Origin of the sequence: Neoroseomonas marina (genome assembly GCF_012927745.1) — a bacterium.
Taxonomy (GTDB): Bacteria; Pseudomonadota; Alphaproteobacteria; order Acetobacterales; family Acetobacteraceae; genus Neoroseomonas; species Neoroseomonas marina.
The window spans coordinates 53776-75026 of sequence record NZ_JABBKX010000003.1; the positions used below are offsets into that span (position 1 = coordinate 53776).

Below are 21251 nucleotides of genomic sequence, written 5' to 3' on the forward strand. Positions count from 1 at the left end.
CAGCGCCTAACCTCTAGGGCATCCCTGACACGTCGCCCTGAGGCCCCCATGCCCGATACGAACCTGGCTGATCCCACCATGATGAAGTTCGGGATCGGCCAGCCCGTGCCGCGCCAGGAGGACCCGACCCTGCTGCAGGGCCGCGGCCGCTACACCGACGACATCTCGGTCGAGGGCCAGGCTTGGTGCGTCATGGTGCGCAGCCCCTATGCGCATGGCGTCATCAACCGCATCGGCACCGAGGCGGCGAAGGCGATGCCCGGTGTGCTCGGCGTCTTCACCGCCGCCGACCTGGCCGCGTACGGCCCGATGCGCTCCGTCCTGCCGCTCAAGAACAAGGATGGCAGCCCGCTCATCAACATCGACCGCGGGCCGCTCGCCGCCGACAAGGTGCGCTGGGTCGGCGATCCCGTCGCCTTCGTCGTCGCCGAGACCAAGGCCCAGGCCAAGGACGCGGCCGAGATGGTCGAGATGGACATCGATCCGGTCGAGGCCGTGACCGATGCCGCGGCCGCCGCCGCGCCCGGCGCGCCGCAGCTGTATGACCACATCCCCGGCAACGTCGTGCTCGACTTCCGCTACGGCGATGCCGACAAGGTCGCCGAGGCCTTCGCCAAGGCCGCGCATGTCACGACGCTGAACATCCGCAACAACCGCATCGTGGTCTGCGCCATGGAACCGCGCAGCGCGATCGGCGAATGGGATGCCGCCGAGGGCCGCTACATCCTGCGCGTCGGCAGCCAGGGCGTCTTCGGCCTGCGCAACCAGATGGCCAACGACATCCTGAAGGTGCCGGTCGAGAAGGTCCGCATCCTCACCGGCAATGTCGGCGGGTCCTTCGGCATGAAGGCCAGCGCCTACCCCGAATACACCTGCGTGCTGCACGCGGCGAAGGTGCTGGGCCGGCCGGTGAAATGGACGGATGAGCGCACGGGCTCCTTCCTCTCGGACTGCCACGGCCGCGACCACGAGACCGAGGCCTCCCTCGCCCTCGATGCCGAGGGCCGCTTCCTCGCCGTGAAGCTCGTCTCCTACGGCAACATGGGCGGCTACCTGTCGACCGTCGGCAACCTGATGGGCACGGGCAACTTCTCGAAGAACATCCAGTCCAACTACGCGACGCCGCTGCTGCTGGTGGAGACGAAGAACGTCGTCACCAACACCACCCCGATCTCCGCCTATCGCGGCGCCGGCCGCCCCGAGGGCAACTACTTCATGGAGAGGCTGATCGAGACCGCGGCCCGCGAGACCGGCCGCGACCCGATCGCGCTGCGCAAGCTCAACCACATCAAGCCGGAGCAGTTCCCCTTCAACGCCGCGTCCGGTTCCGTCTACGATTCCGGCGCCTTCTCCGCCCTGCTCGACCACGCGCTGGAGGCAGCCGACTGGAACGGCTTCGCGGCGCGCAAGGCCGAAAGTGCGAAGCGTGGCCTGCTGCGCGGGCGTGGCCTCGGCAACTTCCTCGAATGCACCGCCCCACCGATGAAGGAACAGGGCGAGCTGGTCTTCGAGGCCGACGGCACCGTCACCATCGTCACCGGTACGCTCGACTACGGCCAGGGGCACTGGACACCCTTCGCGCAGGTGCTGCATGCGAAGCTCGGCGTGCCCTTCGACAAGATCCGCCTCGTCCAGGGTGATTCCGATCGGCTCATCGCCGGCGGCGGTACCGGCGGGTCGAAGTCTCTCATGGCCTCCGGTGCCGCCATCCTGCAGGCCGCGGATATCGTCATCGAGAAGGGGCGGAAGGCCGCGGGCTTCGTCCTCGAAGCCGCCGCCGAGGACATCGAATTCGCGCAGGGCCGCTTCACCATCGCCGGCACCGACCGCGGCATCGGCATCATGGAACTCGCTGCCAGGATCCGCGAGATCGGACCCCTGCCCCAGGACGTTCCGAACGAGCTCGACAGCCGCACCGTCTACGACCAGGCGCCGATGGCCTTTCCGAATGGCTGCCACATCTGCGAGGTCGAGATCGACCCCGACACCGGGCACGTGAAGATCGACCGCTACCTCTCGGTCAACGACTTCGGCGTGATCGTGAACCCCCTGCTGGTCGAAGGCCAGGCGCATGGCGGCATCGTCCAGGGCATCGGTCAGGCCCTGATCGAACGCGTCGCCTATTCCGAGGACGGGCAGCTCCTGACCGGCTCCTACATGGATTACGGCCTGCCGCGCGCGGACGATCTGCCCTCCTTCGGCTTCGAGAGCGCGCCCGATCCCTGCAAGACCAACCCCCTCGGCGCCAAGGGTTGCGGCGAGGCGGGCTGCGCGGGGTCGCTGCCCGCCGTGATGAACGCGATCTCGGACGCGCTGGGCGGGCAGCACATCGACATGCCGGCGACGCCCGAGAAGGTCTGGGCGGCGGCGCAGGCGCTTCGCTGAGAGAGGCGGGGGAGAAGGGAACTTCTCCCCCGCACCCCCTCAACCTTCTTTGGCTTTTTCGGCAGCCTTCACCAGCGTCAGCAGGACGCGGTTGGCGGGGGTCGGGACGCCGAGCTCCGCACCCCTACGGACGACGAAGCCGTTGAGGTGGTCGATCTCGGTCGGCTTGCCACGGCGCAGATCCTGCGCCGTGGAGGAGAACTGATCGGGCATCATCGCCGCCAGCCCAAGCACCGCATCCAGGATATCCGGCGCGAGCGCCACGCCGGATGCCGCAGCGACCGCGCGGCATTCCGCGACGACATCGCGCATCACCGCCTCGACCCCATCCTGCCGGATCATCCGGCCGTAGGGCATCCGCGTCAGCGCCGAGAGCGCGTTGTAGGCGCAATTGACGACAAGCTTCCCCCACAGCGCGCCGATCGCATCCTCGGACACGCGCGCGGAAATTCCGGCCGCGGCGAACAGCGTCAGGATCTCCGCGCCACGCGCGGACGGACCGATCAGCAGATCGCCGCGCCCGTGGTGCCGCACATGGCCAGGTCCCGCCATGTCCGTCGCGACATAGACGGCCACCGGCACGACCAGGCGCCCCAGCACCGCGCCAAGGCGCGCGGCATTGTCGACGCCGTTCTGGAAACTCAGGATCGTCGCATCGTGCGCGAGATGCGGGGCCATCTCCGCGCCCACCACCTCCGTGTCACCGGACTTCACGCAGAACAGCACCAGTTCGGCACCGGCCACGCCATTCGCCGACGTCGTGGCGCCGACCGGCACGACATGCGTCTCGCCACCCATCTCGACCAGCAGCCCGCGCTCGCGGACGGCATCGACATGCTGCGCGCGCCCGACCAGCGTCACCGCTGCGCCCGCCCGCGCCAGCAGGCCGCCATAGAAGCAGCCGATCGCGCCGGCGCCCATCACGGCGACCTTCATGGGCCATACCTCTCTTGGAGATGCGGGGGAGGCTGCCCTCCCCCGCGTCAGTCCTCAGGCGGCGAGGAACACCCCACCTTCCTCGCTCAGCGCCGCGAGGTGGTGGTCCATGTCGCCGAACATGTTCTCGATGACCGTCAGCCGCTTCAGGTAGTGGCCGCCGGCATACTCCATCGTCATGGCGATGCCGCCATGCATCTGCACGGTCTGCTGGCCGACGAAACGGGCATTGCGGCCCACCTCGATCTTCACGGCCCGCATCTGGCGACGACGTTCGGCGGCATCCTTCTCGCCCGCCATCATCGCCGCCAGCATCGCCATGGAGCGCGCCTGCTCGAGGCAGACCATCATCTCCGCCGCGCGGTGCTGCAGCGACTGGAAGGAGCCGATCGGACGCCCGAACTGCTTGCGCGTCTTCAGGTAGTCGACCGTCAGGTCCTTCGCGGCCTCCATGCAGCCCACGGCCTCGGCCGCCAGCGCGGCCATGGTCTCGTCGGCCACCTGCTCGACCAGCGCGAGGCCGCCCTTGAGTTCGGCCTCCGCACCCACCTTCACGTTGTCGAAGGTGATGTCCGCCGCGCGCTGCCCATCCGAGGTGCCGAAGCCCCGCCGCGTCACGCCCTGCGCCGTCGCCGGCACCAGGAAGACGCCGATGCCGTCGCGGTCGCGCCGGCCGCCCGAGATGCGCGCGGTGACGATCAGCTGATCCGCCGTATCGCCATGCACGACGACGCCCTTGCGGCCGTCGATCACCCAGCCGGCGCCATCCTTCTTCGCCGTGGTCGCCACGTCGTTCAGGTCGAAGCGGGACTGCGGTTCGGTATGCGCGAAGGCGAGCAGCAGCTTGCCCTCCGCGATCTGCGGCACCATCGCCGCCCGTTGCTCCGCGGTCGCGCCATGGCGCAGGAAGCCGCCGCCCATGACGACGGTCGAGACGAAGGGCTCGAGCGTCAGCGACCGGCCCATCTGCTCCATGACGATCATGGTCTCGACGGTGCCATAGCCAAGGCCGCCATCCTCCTCGGCGAAGGGCATGCCGAGCAGGCCGAGCTCCGCATAGGCCGCCCAGACCTCGCGCGACCAGCCGGTCTCGGACTTGATGTAGCCCTTGCGCTGCTCGAAGCCGTACTTGTCCTTCAGCAGCTTCGCCAGGCTGTCCTGCAGAAGGCGCTGGTCGTCGGAAAGATCGAAATCCATGTGTCTCAGAGCCCCAGGAACGCTTTGGCCATGATGTTCTTCTGGATCTCGGTGGATCCGCCGTAGATGCTCTGCTTGCGCCAGTTGAAGTAGGTCGCCTGCGCGAGCGTCTGCCAATCCGCCGCCACGTCGGGCTCGTTGCGCCCATCGGCTTCCGGATCGTTCGGGGCCGCGAGGCCATAGGGCCCGGCCGCCATCACATAGAGTTCCGAGATCGCCTGCTGCAGCTCCGTCCCGCGGATCTTCAGCACCGAGGACGCCGGGTTCGGCTTGCGCTGGCTGAGCGCGCGGTTCTCGTCCGCGAGCACGCGCAGCGTCGTCATCTCCAGCGCCTTGAGCTGCACCTCGACATCCGTCAGGCGCGAGCGGAAGCGCGGATCTTCCATCACCGGCCGCGCACCACCCGGGGCTTCCTTGGCGATCAGCTTCAGACGGCGGATGCGTTCCTTGGACGCACCCACGCGCGCCTGGCCGGTGCGCTCGTTGGACAGCAGGAACTTCGCGCAATCCCAGCCGCGATTCTCCGTGCCGACCAGGTTCGCCACCGGCACCTTCACGTCGTCGAAGAAGACCTCGTTCACCTCATGCGCGCCGTCGATGGTGATGATCGGCCGCACGGTGATGCCGGGCGTCTTCATGTCCACCAGGAGGAAGGAGATCCCTTCCTGCTGCTTCGCCGCCCCCGGATCGGAGCGCACCAGCAGGAAGATCCAGTCCGCGTGCTGCGCGAGCGTCGTCCAGGTCTTCTGGCCGTTGACGACGTAATGGTCACCTTCGCGCACCGCGCGCGTCTTGAGGCTGGCGAGGTCCGACCCCGCGCCGGGCTCCGAGAATCCCTGGCAGAACCACAGGTCGAGGCTCGCGAGCTTCGGCAGGAAGAACTTCTTCTGCTCCTCCGTCCCGAAGGCGATCAGCACCGGCCCGAGCATGTTGCAGTTGAAGCCCAGCGGCGATGGCGCCGGCGTCGACTGGATTTCCTCGCTCAGGATGAAGCGCTTGATCGCCGACCAGGGCTGGCCGCCCCACTCGACGGGCCAGTGCGGCACCGCCCAGCCCTTCTCGTAGAGCCGCTTCTGCCAGTCCACCTGCATCGCCTTGGTGGGCGTGCGGCCGGAGGCCATGCGCTCGCGCGTCTCGGCCGGCAGGTTGGCGTCGATCCAGTCGCGCACTTCCTGGCGGAAGGCGCGTTCCTCTTCGGTGAAGCGGAGTTCCATCCTCGTCTCTCCCGTTCGAACTCTGTCAGCGGCCCATGCCGGCGAAGGTCCCGCCTTCGGCCGCCAGCTTCTCGATCAGCGCCGTGGGCTTCAGGTTGGCGTCGTTCGTCGCCTCGGCGTACTTCGCGAGCTTGTCGCGCACCGTCTTCAGCCCCTGCGTATCGGCCCAGAACATCGGCCCGCCGCGGAAGGCCGGCCAACCGAAGCCGTTGATGAAGATCACGTCGATATCGATCGGCCGGTAGGCGACGCCTTCCTCGAGGATGCGCGCGCCCTCGTTCACCATCGGCAGCAGCATGCGGTCGAGGATCTCCTCGTCGGAGATCTTGCGCCGGCGCACCTGCATCTTCTCCGCGACCTCGAGGATGATCCGCTCCACCTCCGGGTCCGGCAGGCGGTTGCGCTTCTCGTCGTACATGTACCAGCCCTTGCCGGTCTTCTGCCCGAAGCGGCCCAGCGCCACCACGGCATCCGCGACCGGCGCCACCGTCCCGCGCGCCTTGCGCACCGCGGCCCCGATGTCGAGGCCGGCGAGGTCGCCCGTCGCGAGCGGCCCCATCGCCATGCCGTAGCCTTCCATCACCTTGTCGATGTCCTGCGGCAGGCAGCCTTCCAGCAGCAGCTTCTCGACCTGCGGCGTGCGCTTGCCGGTCATGCGGTTGCCGACGAAGCCGTCGCAGTTGCCCACCAGCACCGGCAGCTTGCCGATGCGCTTGCCGAACTCCGTCGCGGTCGCGATCGTCGTCCAGGACGACTTCGCCCCGCGCACGTTCTCCAGCAGCCGCATCACATTGGCCGGCGAGAAGAAGTGCATCCCCACGACGAGTTCGGGACGCGTCGTCGCGGACGCGATCTCGTCGATCGACAGCGTGGAGGTGTTGGACGCCAGCACCACGCCTGGCCGCGCTGCCTTGTCGAGCCGCGCGAAGACCTGTTTCTTGACCTCCATGTTCTCGAAGACCGCCTCGATCACGAGGTCGGCCTTCGCGACGGTGCCTTCGAAATCCGTGCTGCCGGTCAGCAGCGCCTTGCGCTTCTCGTATTCCGCCTGCGACAGGCGGCCGCTCGACACCGTGCGTTCCCAGTTGGCGTGGCAGCGCGCGAGCCCCTTCTGCAGCGCCTCCTCGCTCATCTCGACGATGGTCACCGGCACGCCGTTGTTGGCCGCGCTCATCGCGATGCCGCCGCCCATGGTGCCGCCACCGATCACCACCAGGCGCTCGACCGGCAGCGACTTCGCGTCTTCCGGCATGCCCGGGATGCGCAGCACCTCGCGCTCGCCGAAGAAGATGTGGCGCAGCGCCTTGGACTGCTCGCCTGCCACCAGGGTCGAGAACAGGTCCCGCTCCTTCTGCAGACCCTGGTCGAAGGGCATGGTGAAGGAGGCGCGCACGGCCTCCGCGCAGCCCTTCGGGCTTTCCTGCCCGCGCGTGCGCTTGAGCAGCCCTGCGACGACCGCATCATAGGCCGCCGGGTCCTGCCCGCTGATCTTGTCGGTCCGATTGCGCGCCAGGGTGAATGTCTTGCCGACATTGGCCTTGGCCCAGGCCAACGCGCCGGCCTCGAGGTCGCCCTCGATGATCGCATCGATGAAGCCGAGCTTGTGCGCCTCGGTCGCCTTGATCGGGTCGCCGCTGACGATGATCTTCGCCGCCGCCTCGGGCCCGATCATGCGCGGCAGGCGCTGCGTGCCGCCTGCGCCGGGTACGAAGCCGCGCTTCACCTCCGGCAGTCCGACCTGGGCACCCGCCACCCCCACGCGCGCATGGCAGGCGAGCGCGAGTTCCAGTCCCCCGCCCAGCGCCGAGCCGTGGATCGCGGCGACGACGATGCCGGGAAAGCCCTCGATGGCGTCGAACACCTCGGTCAGCGAAGGAGGCTGCCGCGGCTTGCCGAATTCGGTCATCTCGGCCCCGGCGCAGAACATGCGGCCCGTGCCGATCAGCACCACCGCCTTCGCGCCGGCCGCCTTCGCCGCGTTCACGCCGGCGAGAAGGCCCGCGCGGATCTCCGTCCGCAGGGTGTTCACCGGCGGATTGTTCAGCCGCAGGACATGCACGTCGCCCTGGGCCACATGCTGGACGAAATCGGACACGGGCGTCACTCCCTCGAAACTGACTGCGGGCCTGCCCGGCCCTTGTTGAAGTTAAGTGTCCGGCAGAACCGGCCGGACGGCAAGCACGCCGCGGCCTGTTGCCCACGCGGCCCGCGCATGCTGCGCTGCGCCCCACGCAAGACCATCGGGAGCGAAATGCATGTCCCTCTTTGACCTGACCGGCAAGGTCGCCATCGTCACCGGCGGCAGCCGCGGTATCGGCCGCGCCATCTGCGAACGCATGGCCGAACAGGGGGCGAAGGTCGTCGTCTCCTCCCGCAAGGTCGAGGCCTGCCAGGAAGTCGTGGACGCCATCAAGGCCAAGGGCGGCACCGCCATGGCCATCGCCTGCAACATCGGCCGCAAGAACGAATGCCAGGCGCTGGTGGACCAGACCATCACGGCCTGGGGCCAGGTCGACGTCATGGTCTGCAACGCCGCGATCAACCCGCATTTCGGCCCGGCCGTGACGATGCCGGACGAGATCTTCGACAAGATCATGGCGTCCAACATCAAGTCGAACCTCTGGCTCGCGCACATGACCGCGCCGGGCATGGCCGAGCGTGGCGGCGGGTCGATCATCATCGTCTCGTCGATCGGCGGCTTCCGCGGCTCGCCGGTGCTCGGTGCCTATGCCATCTCCAAGGCCGCCGACATGCAGCTCGTGCGCAACCTCGCCGTCGAATGGGGCCCGCGGAACGTGCGCGCGAATGCCATCGCGCCGGGCCTGATCCGCACCGACTTCGCCCGCGCGCTGTGGGAGGATCCCGGCATCTACAAGAAGCGCACCAAGGACACGCCGCTGAAGCGCATCGGCGAACCGGACGAGATCGCGGGCGCGGCCGTCTTCCTCGCCTCCGCAGCGGGGTCCTTCATGACCGGCCAGACCATCGTGATCGACGGCGGCGTGCTGGCCGGACCGCCCTCGCGCTCCGACGACGAGTGATCAGCGGAAGCCGAGCGGCTTGCCGGACTGGTCGTAGGTCTGCGAGGGGCCGCCGCGCTGGATCGGCGGCTTCACGCTGATGCCCTGACCCTCGCGCGGCGGCGCGGGGGGCTGCGCCGGCTGGCGCGGCGGCGTCACGGGCGGGCGCTGCGACTGGGAGGCCTGTGACGGCCGGCTCAGGGGCGGTTCCGGATCCGCGGTGACGGGCGGCGGGGGCGGCGGCGGCGGCACGGCCGCGACGGGCGGGGCCGCCGGGGGCGTGGCAGGACGCTGCGGCGTCGCGGGCGTGGTCGCCGGGCGCTGGGGCTGCGCCGGCGGGGCGGGCGCGCTGGCTTGCGGCGGCGCAATGCCACGGCCGGCGGCGAGCACCTCCTCCCGCATCCGATCGCGCGGCGGCAATCCGCTGTCGCGCGAATCCGCCGCATGGCGCGCGGCGATATCGAGGTAGGGCCGGAGCTCGGGCACGCCGCGCGCCTCGGTCTCGCGCCCGACCACCGCGGCCTCGGTCGCGAGCGTCGCGCGGTCGGCGGTGCGGCCCAGGTCCGCGACGATCCGCGCATAGCCGTCGATGGCAAGTTCCCGTTCGACCCGCAGCCCCTCGGCCGCGCGGGCCCAGTTGGTGCGCATCTCGGGGCTGGCCTGGACCACGTCGGCGCCATCCAGCAGCGCCTGGAATCCGTCGAGCCTCCGCTGCGACAGCACGGCCGATCGCCCGAGCACCGCAGCCCCTTCCAACTGCGCCCGGATGCCTGCGCGTTCCTGCTCGAGCCGCGCGCGCTCGGCCGCCATCAGCCCGGCCTCGAGACGATCGAGGCCCTGGCGCAGGCGCGGATCGGCGCCTTCGCGCAGGGCGGCGATCTGGCGGCGGGCGTTCTCCGCCTCGGTTCCGCTGGCCCGGCTCTCTTCCTCGAAGGCGCGGTTCAGCGCCTCGGCGCGGCGCAGGCTGGTCGTGACGTGGGAGGCGAGCACGACGCGGAAGCCGACCGAAGCCAGCCGCGTCGCCTGGCCGTCCGTCGCATCGAAGGGCGGTATCTCGATCCGCAGGGAGGATCGCAGCGAGGCCTCCGGCGTGCGGAAGTCGCCGCCCTTCACCACCACGCCGCCGGCCTGGCCGTGCAGCCGCCCGACGCGCACGGCGCGGAAGGGCTCGAGCACCATCTCCCCCACATTGCCGAGCATGTCGTGCAGACCGAGCGGATTGGGTTCCAGCATGCCCACGGGTTGCGCGCGGCCCGAGGCCGAGCGCGGCCCCTGGAACCAGGCATAGCGCCCGCTGCCCTCCGGCATCGGGAAGGTGCGGGCGAGGAAGTCGAGCTCGCTCACCGCGGCACCACCGCGCGCGGCGTATTCCCATTCCTCCTCGGTCGGCAGGCGGACGAAGGCGGGGGTGCCGTCCGCCTGCGGCAACCGGGGCCGCGCATTGGCCATCAGCCAGGTCGTGTAGCGCTGCGTGAAGGCGACGGCGTCGAACCAGGACAGCGTGGCCGCCGGCAGCCGACCGGTGGCCGAGGGCGTCGGGCAGTTGGGCTCCATCACCGCCGCATACTGGTCGCGCGTCACCTCGTATTTGCCGAGCCAGTAGATCGCGCCCTGCTGCCCCTGTCCCTGGAAGGGCCCGGCGACGGACTCGCGTCGGGCGAACTCAGCGATGCCGCCGGCAGGGTCGGTGGTGCCGAGCGTCACCGGCCGATCGTCGAGCGCGCCGGGCCCGGCCGGCGTCTGAACGGGGCGGAAGGCCATCGCGCCGCCGCAGGGCATCGGCAGCACCAGGTCGCCATCCGCCGCGCGGGGATTGGTGAAGTCGTCCGGCCAGGGCGCCTGGGCCACGGCCGGGGTCGCAAGAAGCGCGAGCAGGGCAGCGAGTGTGACGCGCATCCCTCAGCCCTCCGCCAGGCCTTCGGCGGGCGGCACCGCGGCAGCGCGCAGCCCGGCGAGCATCGCCGCGACCAGCGCGCCCGCCAGCGTCACGCCCGCCGCCGCCACGCCCATCTGCGCGGTCAGCAGGCAGACCGGTCGATCGCCCGTGACCGTGCCGGCGAAGGCGCGATTGAGGACGGTCGCGACGGACGCGGCAATCGCGAAGGCGAGCAACGCGCCCGCCAGCGCGACCGCCGCCGCCTGCAGCAGCGGCATCATCAGCAGCCCACGCCGCCGCAATCCCAGCAGCGACAAGAGCGCTAGGTCCCGCCGCTTGCGTTCCACCTGCGCCCAAAGCCCGACGCCAAGGCTCACCAGGTATCCTGCGCCGCCTGCCCCCGCGATGGCGAGAAACAGCAGCGCGAGGTTGCGGTCGAGCCGCAACAGCCCCGCCACCGCCTCGGCGCGCGAGGCGACCTCGATGCCCGACAGGCGGAGTTCGCGGTCCAAGGCAGGCACGTCGTCCAGCCGCGCCGCATGCAGGCGGAAGCCCGCGAAGGGGCGTGGCGGCAGGCTCGCATCGGGCCGAGCATCGGTCGCCGCGCTGCCGTCGAGGAAATCCTCCGTCAGCACCAGCACCGGGAGGGTCGCGAAAGCCGCATCACGCGTCGCCGCCGTCAGCGGCGCGACGCCGCCGACGCGCATCGGCAGGGTCAGCACCTCCCGCACCCCACCCTGGCTGCGTGCCACGGAAGCGAGCACCGCATCCCCCACATTCAGCCCCAGTCGCTGCAGCGCCGTCGCCGAGACCACCAGTTCATCCATGTCGATCACGCTCAGCCCCGGCAGCAGGGGGTCGCCCTGCCCGGTCGGCAGCAATTCCACGCGCAGTCCGCCGCCCGGACGGGACGGGTTCTCCAGCACGATCGTGGCCGAGAGCGCGCGCGTCCGCGGCACCATGAAGGCGACACGCGGATCGGCGGCGATGCGCGCCAGCACCTCGGGTTCCAGCGTGCGGTTGACGACCGAGACGATCTCCCGCGCGCGCGGGTCCTCGAGCAGTTCCGCCCGCAACCCCGCCACCACGCCCTGGCGCAGCCCGAACAGCACGATGAGCGGCGCGAGCACCGCCGCGCAACCGAGCGCCGAGCACAGGAAGAGCACCCGTTCGTGCCGCAGGTCGGCGAGCGCGAGGCGCAGGATCATCACGCCGCCTCGGCGATGTCGAGCACGCGTTCGAACACCGACCGCGCGATGCCATCCGCCCCCGGCGCATGCGTCCGGCAGGCCAGCACCGGATAGCCGAGACGCTCGGCCCGCGCCGGGTCATGCGTCGCCACCAGCAGCGCCGCCCCCGCCGCCGCGCATTCGCGCTTCAGCAGGGTCAGCACGGCATCGGCGAGTTCCGGATGCACCGAGGCCGTGGGCTCATCCGCCAGCACCAGCGCCGGCCGATGCGCCAGCGCACGGGCGATCGCCGCCCGCTGCCGCTGCCCGACCGAGAGTTCCGCCGGCCGCTTGCGCAGCTGCGCCGCGATGCCGAGTTCCTCCGCCAGCAGCCGGACGCGATCCGCATCGGTTCGCCCGGCGATGCGTTGCGTCAGCCCGATATTCGCCTCGACGGTCAGGAAGGGCAGCAGCCCGCCGGTCTGCGGCACCACGCCGATGCGGCGCGCGCGCAGGTCGGCGAGCGCGTCGCCGCGCCCCAACTTCCAATGCCGCGCGATGTCCTGCCCGGCGAAGTCGAAGCGCTCCGCAGCATCGGGCGGCGCGGCGAGCGCCAGCATCATCAGCAGCGTCGACTTGCCGCTGCCCGAGGGGCCGGCGAGCGCCAGAACCTCGCCTTCCGCCAGGTCGAAGGCCGGGACCTCGAGCGCGAAGGGCGCCGCATCCCCCCGATAGGCCCGCCGCACGCCGCGCAGGGAGAGCAACAAAGTCACGGGGCTGTCCCCCGCGGCTCGCGACCCTGCCGCGAGCCGGGAGCGCAAAGCGCGACTGCGCCCCAACCGCCTGCTGCGTCCGGGGCGCCAACCAAGCCGCCGAATGGCGGCGCCGGCGCCTGAGGCGCGCAAGATCGCGTCACGGCAGGGATTCGAGCGGCACGGGAAAAAAGGCCTCCCCGCCCGGCCGCCCGTCCAGCGTCACCCACAGGTCCGGCCGCGCAGCGAATTCCTGATAGAGGCGCAGCTTCGCTTCGATGCCGTTGATGAGCTCGCGCTGCGCGGCTGCGCCCATCGAAAGCCATTCCTGCTCGGTCAATTCCATGACCTGACTCTGATAGGGCAGCCCGTCGAGATACTCGCCCAGCGCCTGCCCGACGCGCGCAAGGTTGCCGAGCCGCGCCGGATCGCGCGCCGTCGCCGCGAAAGCCGCCCGCAACTGGCCGAAGAAGGACCGCGGATCGGTCCGCCCCGCGAGCCCCGCATCGAGGATGCGCGTCAGCGCCTGCGACAGGTCGGACAACTGGTTGCGCGTCAGCAGCACCCGCACGTCGAGCGCGGCGAGCGTCGGGTCGCGCAGGTCGCGGTCGGTGGTGAAGGATCGCACCACGTCCGGCGCCGTCGTCCCCCCTTCCCGCCCGAGATAGGCAAGCCGCATCGCCGTGCCGACGATCTCGACCTGCTGCGCGATGCGCTCGGCTTCGGGCGTGCGCGCGGGCTCGACACCGCCGATCGGGCGGCCGACCGTATCCGCCACCTGGCGGAACAGCGCGTTGGTCAGGCCGTTCACCACGCGCTCGAAGGCCTGCGGGCTGCCGCCTTCCACCGGGAAATACAGCGACCCCGCCGCGCCGTAGCGCGTCAGTTCCGTGTATTGCGCGCGGGCGTGGGCGTGATTGGACCGCCCTTCCGGCGTCTGCAGGTGGATCGCGAAGAGTGCGACGCCGCGCGCATCGGCCAGCGCCTTGATCTCGGCGATGCCGAGCCGCGTCTGCGACTTCGGATCCGTCGCATCGAGCGCGCCGGCATCGGTGATGAGGATGACGTAGCGCCCGCCGAAGGCCGACCAGTCCACCTGGTCGATGGCGACGCGCAGCCCGGCGATCGCATCCTCGTCGAAGCGCTCGGTCGAAGCCGTCGCCGCGCGCACCGTTTCCAGCGCCGGCAGGATCGCCTGCGGCGGCTGCGACAGGTCGGGCGATGCCACCAGGCGCGTCACGTATTCCAGCTGCGGCCGCTGCGAGATGTCGGCGCGATAGGCAACCATGCCGAAGCGGAAATTGTCGCGCACCGCCGTGTCGCCGATGCGCGCCATGATGCGGCGGATCGCATCGCGCGTGCGATCGATATAGGGCTGCATCGACACGGTGGTGTCGATCACGAAGACGATGCCGCCGCGGAAGTCCCGCAGGCGGGACGGATCGGCCTGCTGCGGCGCCTGGCGCAGTTCCGCCGGCGCCGAGATCACCTCCAGCATCCGCATCTGCGTGCCGTCGCGACGCTGCACCGTTTCGGCCTCGAGGATCGGCAGCAGGTAGAAGTTGCGCTGGATGTCGACGTAGGTCTCGGGCTCCAGCGCCACGACCGGACTGCCGGGCTGCCCCGCCGCGGCACGCAGCGCGACCGCCTGCTGCGTCATGTCGGGCGCGGCCAGCAGCCCGCGCAGCGTGTTCCCGTCGCGCAGGAACATGGTGCGCTCGCGGCCGGCCGGATTGGTGAAGGCGCCGACCATGGTGTGACGCCAGTCGATGGCGCGGTCCTCGCGCACCCAGCCCTCGATGCGGCCATCGGCCTCGCGGCCGATCTCGATCCAGCCGTCGCGCCGCCCATAGACATGCACGACCGAGAAACCCGCGACGGGCCGGCCCTGCGACGCGTTCGGCTGGGCATGCAGCGTCGCGCCGGGGCGCAGGATCACGCGCTGATACAGCGTCGTCTTGCCCGGGATCAGCAGCGGCAGGCGGCGCGCCGGTTGCGCCTGGGCCAGGATCGGCATCAGCGCAGCGGAACCGAGCAGGAGCAGGCGGCGCGGCGTCATTGCCAGAAATCCCTGATCGTGAGCGGCGCGTTGAGGTCCCCTTCCCGCGCCCGGTCGTCGAGCCAGCGGCGCAGCCGCGCACGCGGTTCGGCCGCAGCCGCATCGCCGCCGGCCACGGCATCGCGGTACAGTCGGGCAGCCTGGCGCGGATCGGGGTCGCGGAAGGGCCGGCCCGGCTGGAAGCCGACCGGGTCGTAGAGACCGGCCAGCCGCGCCAGCGAAGCCGCGTTGCCCGCCCGCGCCGCCGCTTCCCACAGCAGCAATGCGTCGTCGAACTGTCCGGCCTGGTAGCGTCGCGCCGCCTGCTCGGCGATCGCGGCGGGCGATGTGGCGCGGGCGATCACTTCGGGCACCGCCAGGCCATCGAGGCTTTCCGGCCCCCCGGGCTCGGCCTGCGGACGCACCGGCGGCAATGGCGGGGGCGGCTCGCGGTTCAGCGGTTCGGGCGCGACCTCGATCGGATCGACAGGTGCGGGCGGCGCGGGCTGTTCGCGCACCACGAACCACCAATAGGCACCGCCTCCTGCCGCAGCGAGGAGAAGCAGCAGGAGCAGCGCCCAAGGCAGAACGGACGCCTTCGACGCTGCCGCGGGCTGCGGCACCGAAAGAGGCGGCGGCGGAGGCGGCGGTGCCAAGGGCCGTGGCGCGACGGCGATGGTGGCGTCCGCATCCTCGATCACCGGCGCCGGGCGTGGGGGTGGCGGCGCTGCGGGACGCGGCGGCGGTGGCTCGGCGATGGTATGCCCGCTGCCGCCATGCAGCGGCGGCACGTCCGGCCAGAACAGTGGCGCGCTGATCCCAGCGCCCGGCAGGCGGAACTGCACCGGCCCCGCTTCCAGCCAATCGACGACGCGCGGCCCGAGGTAGAGCCGCAGGCCCTGCGGCGACGCCTCCACCCGATCCGGGTTCAGCAGCGCATCGCCCACCTGCCACCCATCGGGGCCGAGCGTCCCCTTGGACCAGCCCTCGCGCAGGATGCGGAAGCGCGCATCCGCCGGCGGATCCATCACCCCCTGGAGAAGGAGGATGGCGTGCCCCCCCTCCGGATGGGCGGGATCCGCGGCGGCGAGGACGTTGGTCATGCCGCCTGGCCGAGCGCGCCCAGGATCTTCCCGAGGCGCGCATTCTGCGCCACGTCGACCTCCTGCCCGCCCGGCGCGGTAACGTTCTCCTCCGCGAGGCGCGAGAAGGCGCTGATCCAGTCGACGTGAAACTGCTTGTCGTAGGGTTCGGGCTGCGCACCGAGATGCGGCATCCCGTTCACTGGCGGCCGCGGCGCGAAGATCGGGCGGTCGGTGCGCCCGGCACGCGGGCGCTGGTCCGCAGGCATGTCCGCATAGCCCAGCGTGTGCACGTAGCGATTCACCAGGCCCTCCGCGACCATGACGGGCTTGGAGGCGCTCTCGCTGAGCTTCTGGCGATAGGAGGCCGCTTCCCGCAGGCGCTGGGCGATGCGCGCCGACAGACCGGTGCGCCGCGCGCCCGCGCCGAGCTGCGCGACCAGCGCCGTGGCGGCATCGCGCGGCAGCTTCAGTTGCTCCGCCGTCTCGGGTTCCGCCGCGGCGCGGTGCATCTTCTCCATCCACTCCGCGACGGCCATGTCGGCATAGCGTTCGAAGGCGTCGCGCGCGCGGTGCTCGCCCTGCGCGGCTGGCGCCACCAGGTCGCCGAGCTCGGCGAGGTAGTCCTCCTCCCCGGCGCGGGCGCCGACGGGAGCCTCCTCGGCCGGTTCGGTCTGCATGCGCCACCAGGCGGAGGTCAGTTCCTCCGGCGTCACCTGCAGGCTGCGGATCAGCCGCCCGAAGGCCTGAGCGGTCGCGCAGGCGACGAGGGCCCGGCTGACCACCCGTGCCTCCTCCCGCCGCTTGGCGAGTTCCGCCTGCAGGTCCCCCGAATGCCAATAGGGCGCGAGACGCCCGGCCATGTCCGTCCGCAGCGCCTCGAGCCGCGCGGCGATCTGGGTGCGCTTGATGGCGGGATCGCAGACCGGGCGGAGGCTTTCGGCAAGGAAGGAGATGCCGCCGTCGTTCAGCGTCATCGCCGCATCCCAGGCACGCTCGGCATCGGCGAAGTGGCGGCGGCAATCGTCGTTGGAGACGAACTCCTCGCGCAGCCGGGCGATGCGCGCGGCCTCCGACGCGCGCGGCGCGGCCTCACGGCCATGCTCGTCGTAGTCGAGGATGTGCTTCGCCGCGACGTTGGGATTGCGCAGCCAGTAGGTATTGTCGAAGGGCCTTCCGGCCGCCCAGTTGCGCGGCCAGTCGTATTCCTTGCCGAAGAAGTCGAGCAGCGAGGCGTTGAGCCGGATGGTCCAGCGGCTGCCGGTGCCCTCCGTTGCGCCCTTCTTTTCCTCGAACTCCGTGTCGAACTTCGTCAGCACCAGGAACAGCGCATTGCGGTGCCGCGCCCGCTCCTCCGGCGTCACGCCGAGCGTGCCGTCCACCCAATCCTTGATCATCCGCGGCAGGGTGCGGACTTCCTGGTTGGACGGGCCGATGCAGAGGAGCATGGAGGTGATCTCCTGCTCCGCGCAGTAGCGCTGGTAGAGGTAGGCGACCTTGCCGCGCAGGAAGAGCCCCGGCAGCTTGCCGCGGTCCGCAAGGAACCGCCCCGGCTGCGTCAGCTTCTCGCGCGACCGCGCGCCGGGGAAGTCGAGCAGGTCGGTGACCTCGAAGAAGTCCCAGGGCTTGTCGCGCAGCGCGATGGTCAATTCGGCGACCAGCGCGGCGAGCGCGGCACGCGGCAGCATCGCCTGGCGGCCGGACCGCGTCCGCACCGCGAGCTTCCCGTCCGCCGGATCGCCGAGCATGCCGAGCGTGCGGACGTCGATGATCGAGGTCTCGCGTGGCGAGAGGGCTTCCAGCGGTGCAAAGGCCTCGTCGGGGAAGTCGAGGGCGGCAAGCGCCGTCAGCAATTCGCGCGCAGCCGAGGTGAAGGCCTCATGCCCGTTCCACAGGATCGAGAAGAAGGCCGCCCGCTCCGCGACCGGCAGGCGCGGCGCGATGGACGCCGCCTGCGCCCAGAAGGCGGACCCCAGGCCGGGCACCAGCGGATGGCCGCGGAACAGGCCTTCGAAATACTCGCGCAGGTCGTCGACGTCGTCCTCGGTCAGGCGGTCGATCGCCTCCCCACCCGCGCGCCCGGCGAAGCGCGCGCAGTGCGACTGCACGAGTTCCGGGGAGGGAATGTCGACCTCGGCCGGATCGAAATCCTCGAGGAAGGTGTTGCCGAGGATCTTGATGACGTCGGTCTGCGACAGCAGCCGCAGCGCGACGGGATTGCCGGGCAGCGTGGACGGCGGGCGCAGCGTGAAGCGGGTGACGAGGCCCGTCGCCTCCTGCCCGCCCTCGGGGTTGATGTCGCGCACGAAGTCCAGCGCGCGGCCCTCGAACATCGCCGTCACCGGCTCCTGCCCTCGCCGCGCCAGGGCCGAGATCAGGTAGGACTTGCCGGACTGGGACGGCCCGAACACCGCGACGCACATCGGCCGTTCGGCCGCGGCTTCCAGCTTGCGGGCGCGACGGGCGAACTTGCGGAAGTCGCGCGCGATGGCCTGCGCTTCCTCCCGCACCTGGGCGCGGTTGTCGGCAAGCCAGGCGACGGCCTCGGAAGCAGCCTCGGCGGTGCCGCGGGCGGAAGCGGCGAGCGCCGCGTCGTTGCTGGCGTCGAGCCTCATGCCAGCCCCACCACGCCGGTGTCGCGCCAGTAGCCTGCCTCGGACTTCATCGTCTGCAGCCTGATCTCCACATCGGTGCGGCGCAGCGCGGTGCCTTCCGAATCCTCGATCTCCTCGACGCGGAAATCCTCGCGCTTCTCCTCCTGGCCCGGCGCGTCCGGGTCCATGTCGGCACGGCGGATCTTCACCCGAAGCGGCAGGGCCATGCGAGGAACGCTTTCAGGGTTGGCGAATTCCAGGGCGTAGAGCGGCGTCGCCGGCCAGCGCTCGATCGGCAGTTGCCGGAAGCCGAGGAAGGTCGGCGCGGCGAAGGTCATGGTGAACTCCACGCCATCCCCGGGGTTCGGCCGCTTCTCGAGGTCCACCTCCGACAGCAGCACGCCCTGTTCGCGGATCTGGCCGGAGATCTCCATCCGCCCGATGAAGCGCGCGGTGGATTTCATCGCCAGTTGCGAGGTCCGCATCAGGAAGGATTCAAGCCGCCCTTCCGCCAGCGCGCAGAGCATCGCGCCGACCGCGGCACTGGTCTTGGGATCCTCGATCCGCGCATTGGCGTCACGGAAGGGATACCAACCGCCGACGGCGTAGCGATGCATGCCGATCATGCGGTGCGGCGGCACTGGGGACTTCGCCAGCACGATGTCCGTCACCGCCCGCAACCGCGACGGCCGGCCCGAGAGCAGCAGCACGTCGCAATCGTAGTGCCACACGACCTCGCAGAGGTCGGCCAGCACCGGGCCGAGCGTCGCCTGGATCACCGCCTCGACGCGGCGCACATCGGCCGAGACCTCGACGTCAGCGATCGAGAAGCCATGTGCCCCGGCCTGGCGCGCTGCGGTCTCGAAGAAGGCGACCGCGCGGGGATTGGCCGGCTGCGGTTCCGCATCCAGAACCGCGCGGATGGTCGAGCGGAACACCTCGCCCATCTGGCGGCCTTCGATGCGCTCATAGGCGTGCAGCACGCCGAGGCCGACGGGTTCCAGCACCTGGCCAACGAATTGGCGGCGCAGGTGGCGTTCCACCTCCGACTGCCCGCCGCGATCCCCGCCCAACGTCTGGCGCAGGAAGGCGTTCGGATCGCTCATCCCCGCCGCGCGCAGCGTGTCGGCGACCTGCGGCAGCACGAGGTGCGTGATGAGCCCTTCCAGCACCTCGTCGCCCGCGATCTTGAAGCCTTCGCGGAATTCCTGGCGCGGGACGATGGTGTCGCGGTTCTCGACCGACCAGGTCACGACCATCAGGTCCGTGGTGCCGCCGCCGATGTCGATCGACGCGACGCGCAGGCACGGGTTCGGCCCGCGCTCCGGCCGGACGCGACCGGCAAGCTCGAACATGCCCTGCGCATCGCCCTGCAGGCGCTGGGTGATCTCGGTATAGAGCCAGACCACCTGCGTCGCGGTCGCCTCGTCGAGGTTCAGCAGCACGCGCGGTTCGGGCGGCGCGGTTGGCCCGGCCTCGGTCCAGCCGAGCAGGTCCCAAGCGAGCTTGATCGCGCCCTCGGCCCGTTCGCGCAGGATCTTCTGCTCGGCGAGCGGCATGGCCGGCGGCAGGGTGAGGATCACGCGGCGCAACCGCCGCGGTACGTCGGCGAAGCGGCGCGCGGCGCGCGTCGCCGGCGCGTTGATCTGGCTCACCGCCTGCATCAGCAACTCGGTCAGCAGGAAGGTGAACATGGATGACCGCGAGAAGCGCGCCCGCACCGCCGGCTGCCCGCGGCCGCGCAGCATGCGCAGCGCCTCGCCCGTCTCGGTCACATGCGCCATGAAGGGGCCCGACACCGGCGGTTCCGTCGTCACGCCGTCGGACGCCCGCCCATTGAACCGCCAGCCCTGCACATTCGGGCGCCGGTCCCACAGGTACCGCTTAGGGCTCGAAATCCCCGTCGCGCCCTCATTGCCCTGCGTCGCGGCGGCGAGGCGCATCGCCTCCGGCCCGACGCGCACCGGCGACGGCCAGCGGAAGGCATTCGCGCGCCCCGACCGGCGGGAAATCGCATCGCGCCCGAAGGAGCCGACGGCGAATTCCACCCGGCTCTCGAAGGGCCGCGCATAGGTCTGCTCGGGCCGCGACAGGTCACGCAGCGCCAGCACCTGGGAATTGTTCAGCGACGGCGCGTCCTGGCTCTCCTCCACCAGCACGCCACAGGTGCGCGAATTGCCGATGTCGAGAACCAGGTCGACATTGATCGGCGCATAGCCACGGTTGTCCGAGACGACGTCGACCAGCCGCACCCGCGGCAGGATGCCGATCCCCTCGAGCAGCCCCAGGAAGCCCAGGTAACGGGCCCAGTGCTCGCAGGCATGGGGGAAGTCCTCGGGCCGCAGCGGCCGCCCGCCGCGCTGCGCCTGGCGCAGTTCGCGGAAGCCTTCCTCGAGCCACTGCCCGACCCAGGCCTCGTTCAGGAACCAGGCGTTCTCGGCATGGCTGAAGACTGGGGCGAATTCCTGCTGCCGCGCGCTGTCCTCCGGCGCCGGGGCGACATAGGGCCGTTCCGGCGTGCGCGGCATCAGCGCGGTGTCGATCGCCAACACGAGCCGGTGCGACCGCCCGTCCGGGTCGCGGACCGGCTTCTCGGCGACATAGGCGCGGGCCCAGTTGGACGGGCCGCGGTCATAGACTTCCTTCCCGTCCGCGCCGCGGGCATGGACGCGGAAATAGGGCAGCGGCACCCATTTGTTCAGGAAGGGCTCCAGCGCCTGGGCGCGGGAGATGGCGTAGGTCTCCTCCGGCGGCGGCACCTGGCGCGTCACGGGATCGGCGAGGTTGCCGTCCTCGTCCTGTTCCAGCACCCGCAGGATCGCGGGCGACTTGCCCTCGTGGTCCACCTGCTCGCGCAGCTGTTCTTCCCAGAAGGTGCGGGACCCGCGCGGCAGCCGGTCGATGTCGAAGTCGATGTCGAGGAACTGGATGCCCGAGGAAGGCACCAGGCTGATCAGGCCGGCGGTGGTCGTGCTGCTCATGGACATG

13 protein-coding genes are annotated in these 21251 nt (G+C 70.7%); 2 read left to right on the top strand and 11 right to left on the bottom strand.

Annotated elements, in window-relative coordinates; translation table 11 throughout:
• Positions 1-48 precede the first annotated feature (48 nt).
• Positions 49-2385, top strand: coding sequence for a xanthine dehydrogenase family protein molybdopterin-binding subunit (locus GWK16_RS10275; protein WP_170053886.1), 2337 nt, complete (start codon positions 49-51; stop codon positions 2383-2385).
• A gap of 39 nt (positions 2386-2424) precedes the next feature.
• Here the strand turns inward: GWK16_RS10275 and GWK16_RS10280 are convergent, their stop codons facing one another.
• Genes GWK16_RS10280 through GWK16_RS25700 form a run of 4 tightly spaced genes read right to left on the bottom strand, consistent with a single transcriptional unit; the run spans position 2425 to position 7827 of the window.
• Positions 2425-3321 carry a ketopantoate reductase family protein gene (locus GWK16_RS10280; protein ID WP_170053887.1) on the bottom strand — a complete coding sequence of 299 codons (897 nt, stop codon included), beginning with the start codon at positions 3319-3321 and terminating at the stop codon, positions 2425-2427.
• Positions 3322-3375: 54 nt separating this feature from the next.
• The gene (locus GWK16_RS10285; RefSeq protein ID WP_170053888.1) at positions 3376-4518 is read right to left on the bottom strand and encodes an acyl-CoA dehydrogenase family protein; all 1143 of its coding nucleotides are present in this window, start codon (positions 4516-4518) and stop codon (positions 3376-3378) included.
• Between the two features lie 5 nt (positions 4519-4523).
• Positions 4524-5732 carry an acyl-CoA dehydrogenase family protein gene (locus GWK16_RS10290; RefSeq protein WP_170053889.1) on the bottom strand — a complete coding sequence of 403 codons (1209 nt, stop codon included), beginning with the start codon at positions 5730-5732 and terminating at the stop codon, positions 4524-4526.
• 25 nt (positions 5733-5757) lie between these two features.
• Positions 5758-7827, bottom strand: a complete 2070-nt coding sequence (locus tag GWK16_RS25700) for a 3-hydroxyacyl-CoA dehydrogenase NAD-binding domain-containing protein (protein ID WP_170053890.1) — start codon at positions 7825-7827, stop codon at positions 5758-5760.
• Between the two features lie 160 nt (positions 7828-7987).
• Between GWK16_RS25700 and GWK16_RS10300 the strand changes: the two genes are divergently transcribed.
• Positions 7988-8773, top strand: coding sequence for an SDR family NAD(P)-dependent oxidoreductase (locus GWK16_RS10300; RefSeq protein WP_170053891.1), 786 nt, complete (start codon positions 7988-7990; stop codon positions 8771-8773).
• On the opposite strand, the gene GWK16_RS10305 is transcribed toward GWK16_RS10300, so the two are convergent.
• The 7 genes from GWK16_RS10305 to GWK16_RS10335 all read right to left on the bottom strand — a co-directional run bounded on the left by GWK16_RS10305 (position 8774) and on the right by GWK16_RS10335 (position 21244).
• Complete coding sequence (locus GWK16_RS10305) at positions 8774-10648, bottom strand: SUMF1/EgtB/PvdO family nonheme iron enzyme (protein ID WP_170053892.1); 1875 nt, start codon at positions 10646-10648, stop codon at positions 8774-8776.
• A 3-nt stretch (positions 10649-10651) separates the two neighbouring features.
• Entirely contained in the window at positions 10652-11836 is a 1185-nt protein-coding gene (locus GWK16_RS10310; RefSeq protein ID WP_170053893.1) for a lipoprotein ABC transporter permease, read from the bottom strand.
• Positions 11836-12570 carry an ABC transporter ATP-binding protein gene (locus GWK16_RS10315; RefSeq protein ID WP_338144456.1) on the bottom strand — a complete coding sequence of 245 codons (735 nt, stop codon included), beginning with the start codon at positions 12568-12570 and terminating at the stop codon, positions 11836-11838. The genes GWK16_RS10310 and GWK16_RS10315 overlap by 1 nt, the downstream gene beginning before the upstream one ends.
• 139 nt (positions 12571-12709) lie before the next feature.
• A complete protein-coding gene (locus tag GWK16_RS10320; protein WP_170053894.1) occupies positions 12710-14608 on the bottom strand; it encodes a vWA domain-containing protein in 1899 nt (632 codons plus the stop codon).
• Complete coding sequence (locus tag GWK16_RS25550; protein ID WP_170053895.1) at positions 14605-15690, bottom strand: hypothetical protein; 1086 nt, start codon at positions 15688-15690, stop codon at positions 14605-14607. The genes GWK16_RS10320 and GWK16_RS25550 overlap by 4 nt, the downstream gene beginning before the upstream one ends.
• Complete coding sequence (locus GWK16_RS10330) at positions 15687-18284, bottom strand: virulence factor SrfC family protein (protein ID WP_170053896.1); 2598 nt, start codon at positions 18282-18284, stop codon at positions 15687-15689. Before GWK16_RS10330 ends, GWK16_RS25550 begins: the two co-directional genes overlap by 4 nt.
• On the bottom strand, positions 18281-21244 hold the full coding sequence (locus tag GWK16_RS10335; RefSeq protein WP_170053897.1) for a virulence factor SrfB: 2964 nt from the start codon (positions 21242-21244) through the stop codon (positions 18281-18283). The genes GWK16_RS10330 and GWK16_RS10335 overlap by 4 nt, the downstream gene beginning before the upstream one ends.
• Positions 21245-21251: the final 7 nt, after the last annotated feature.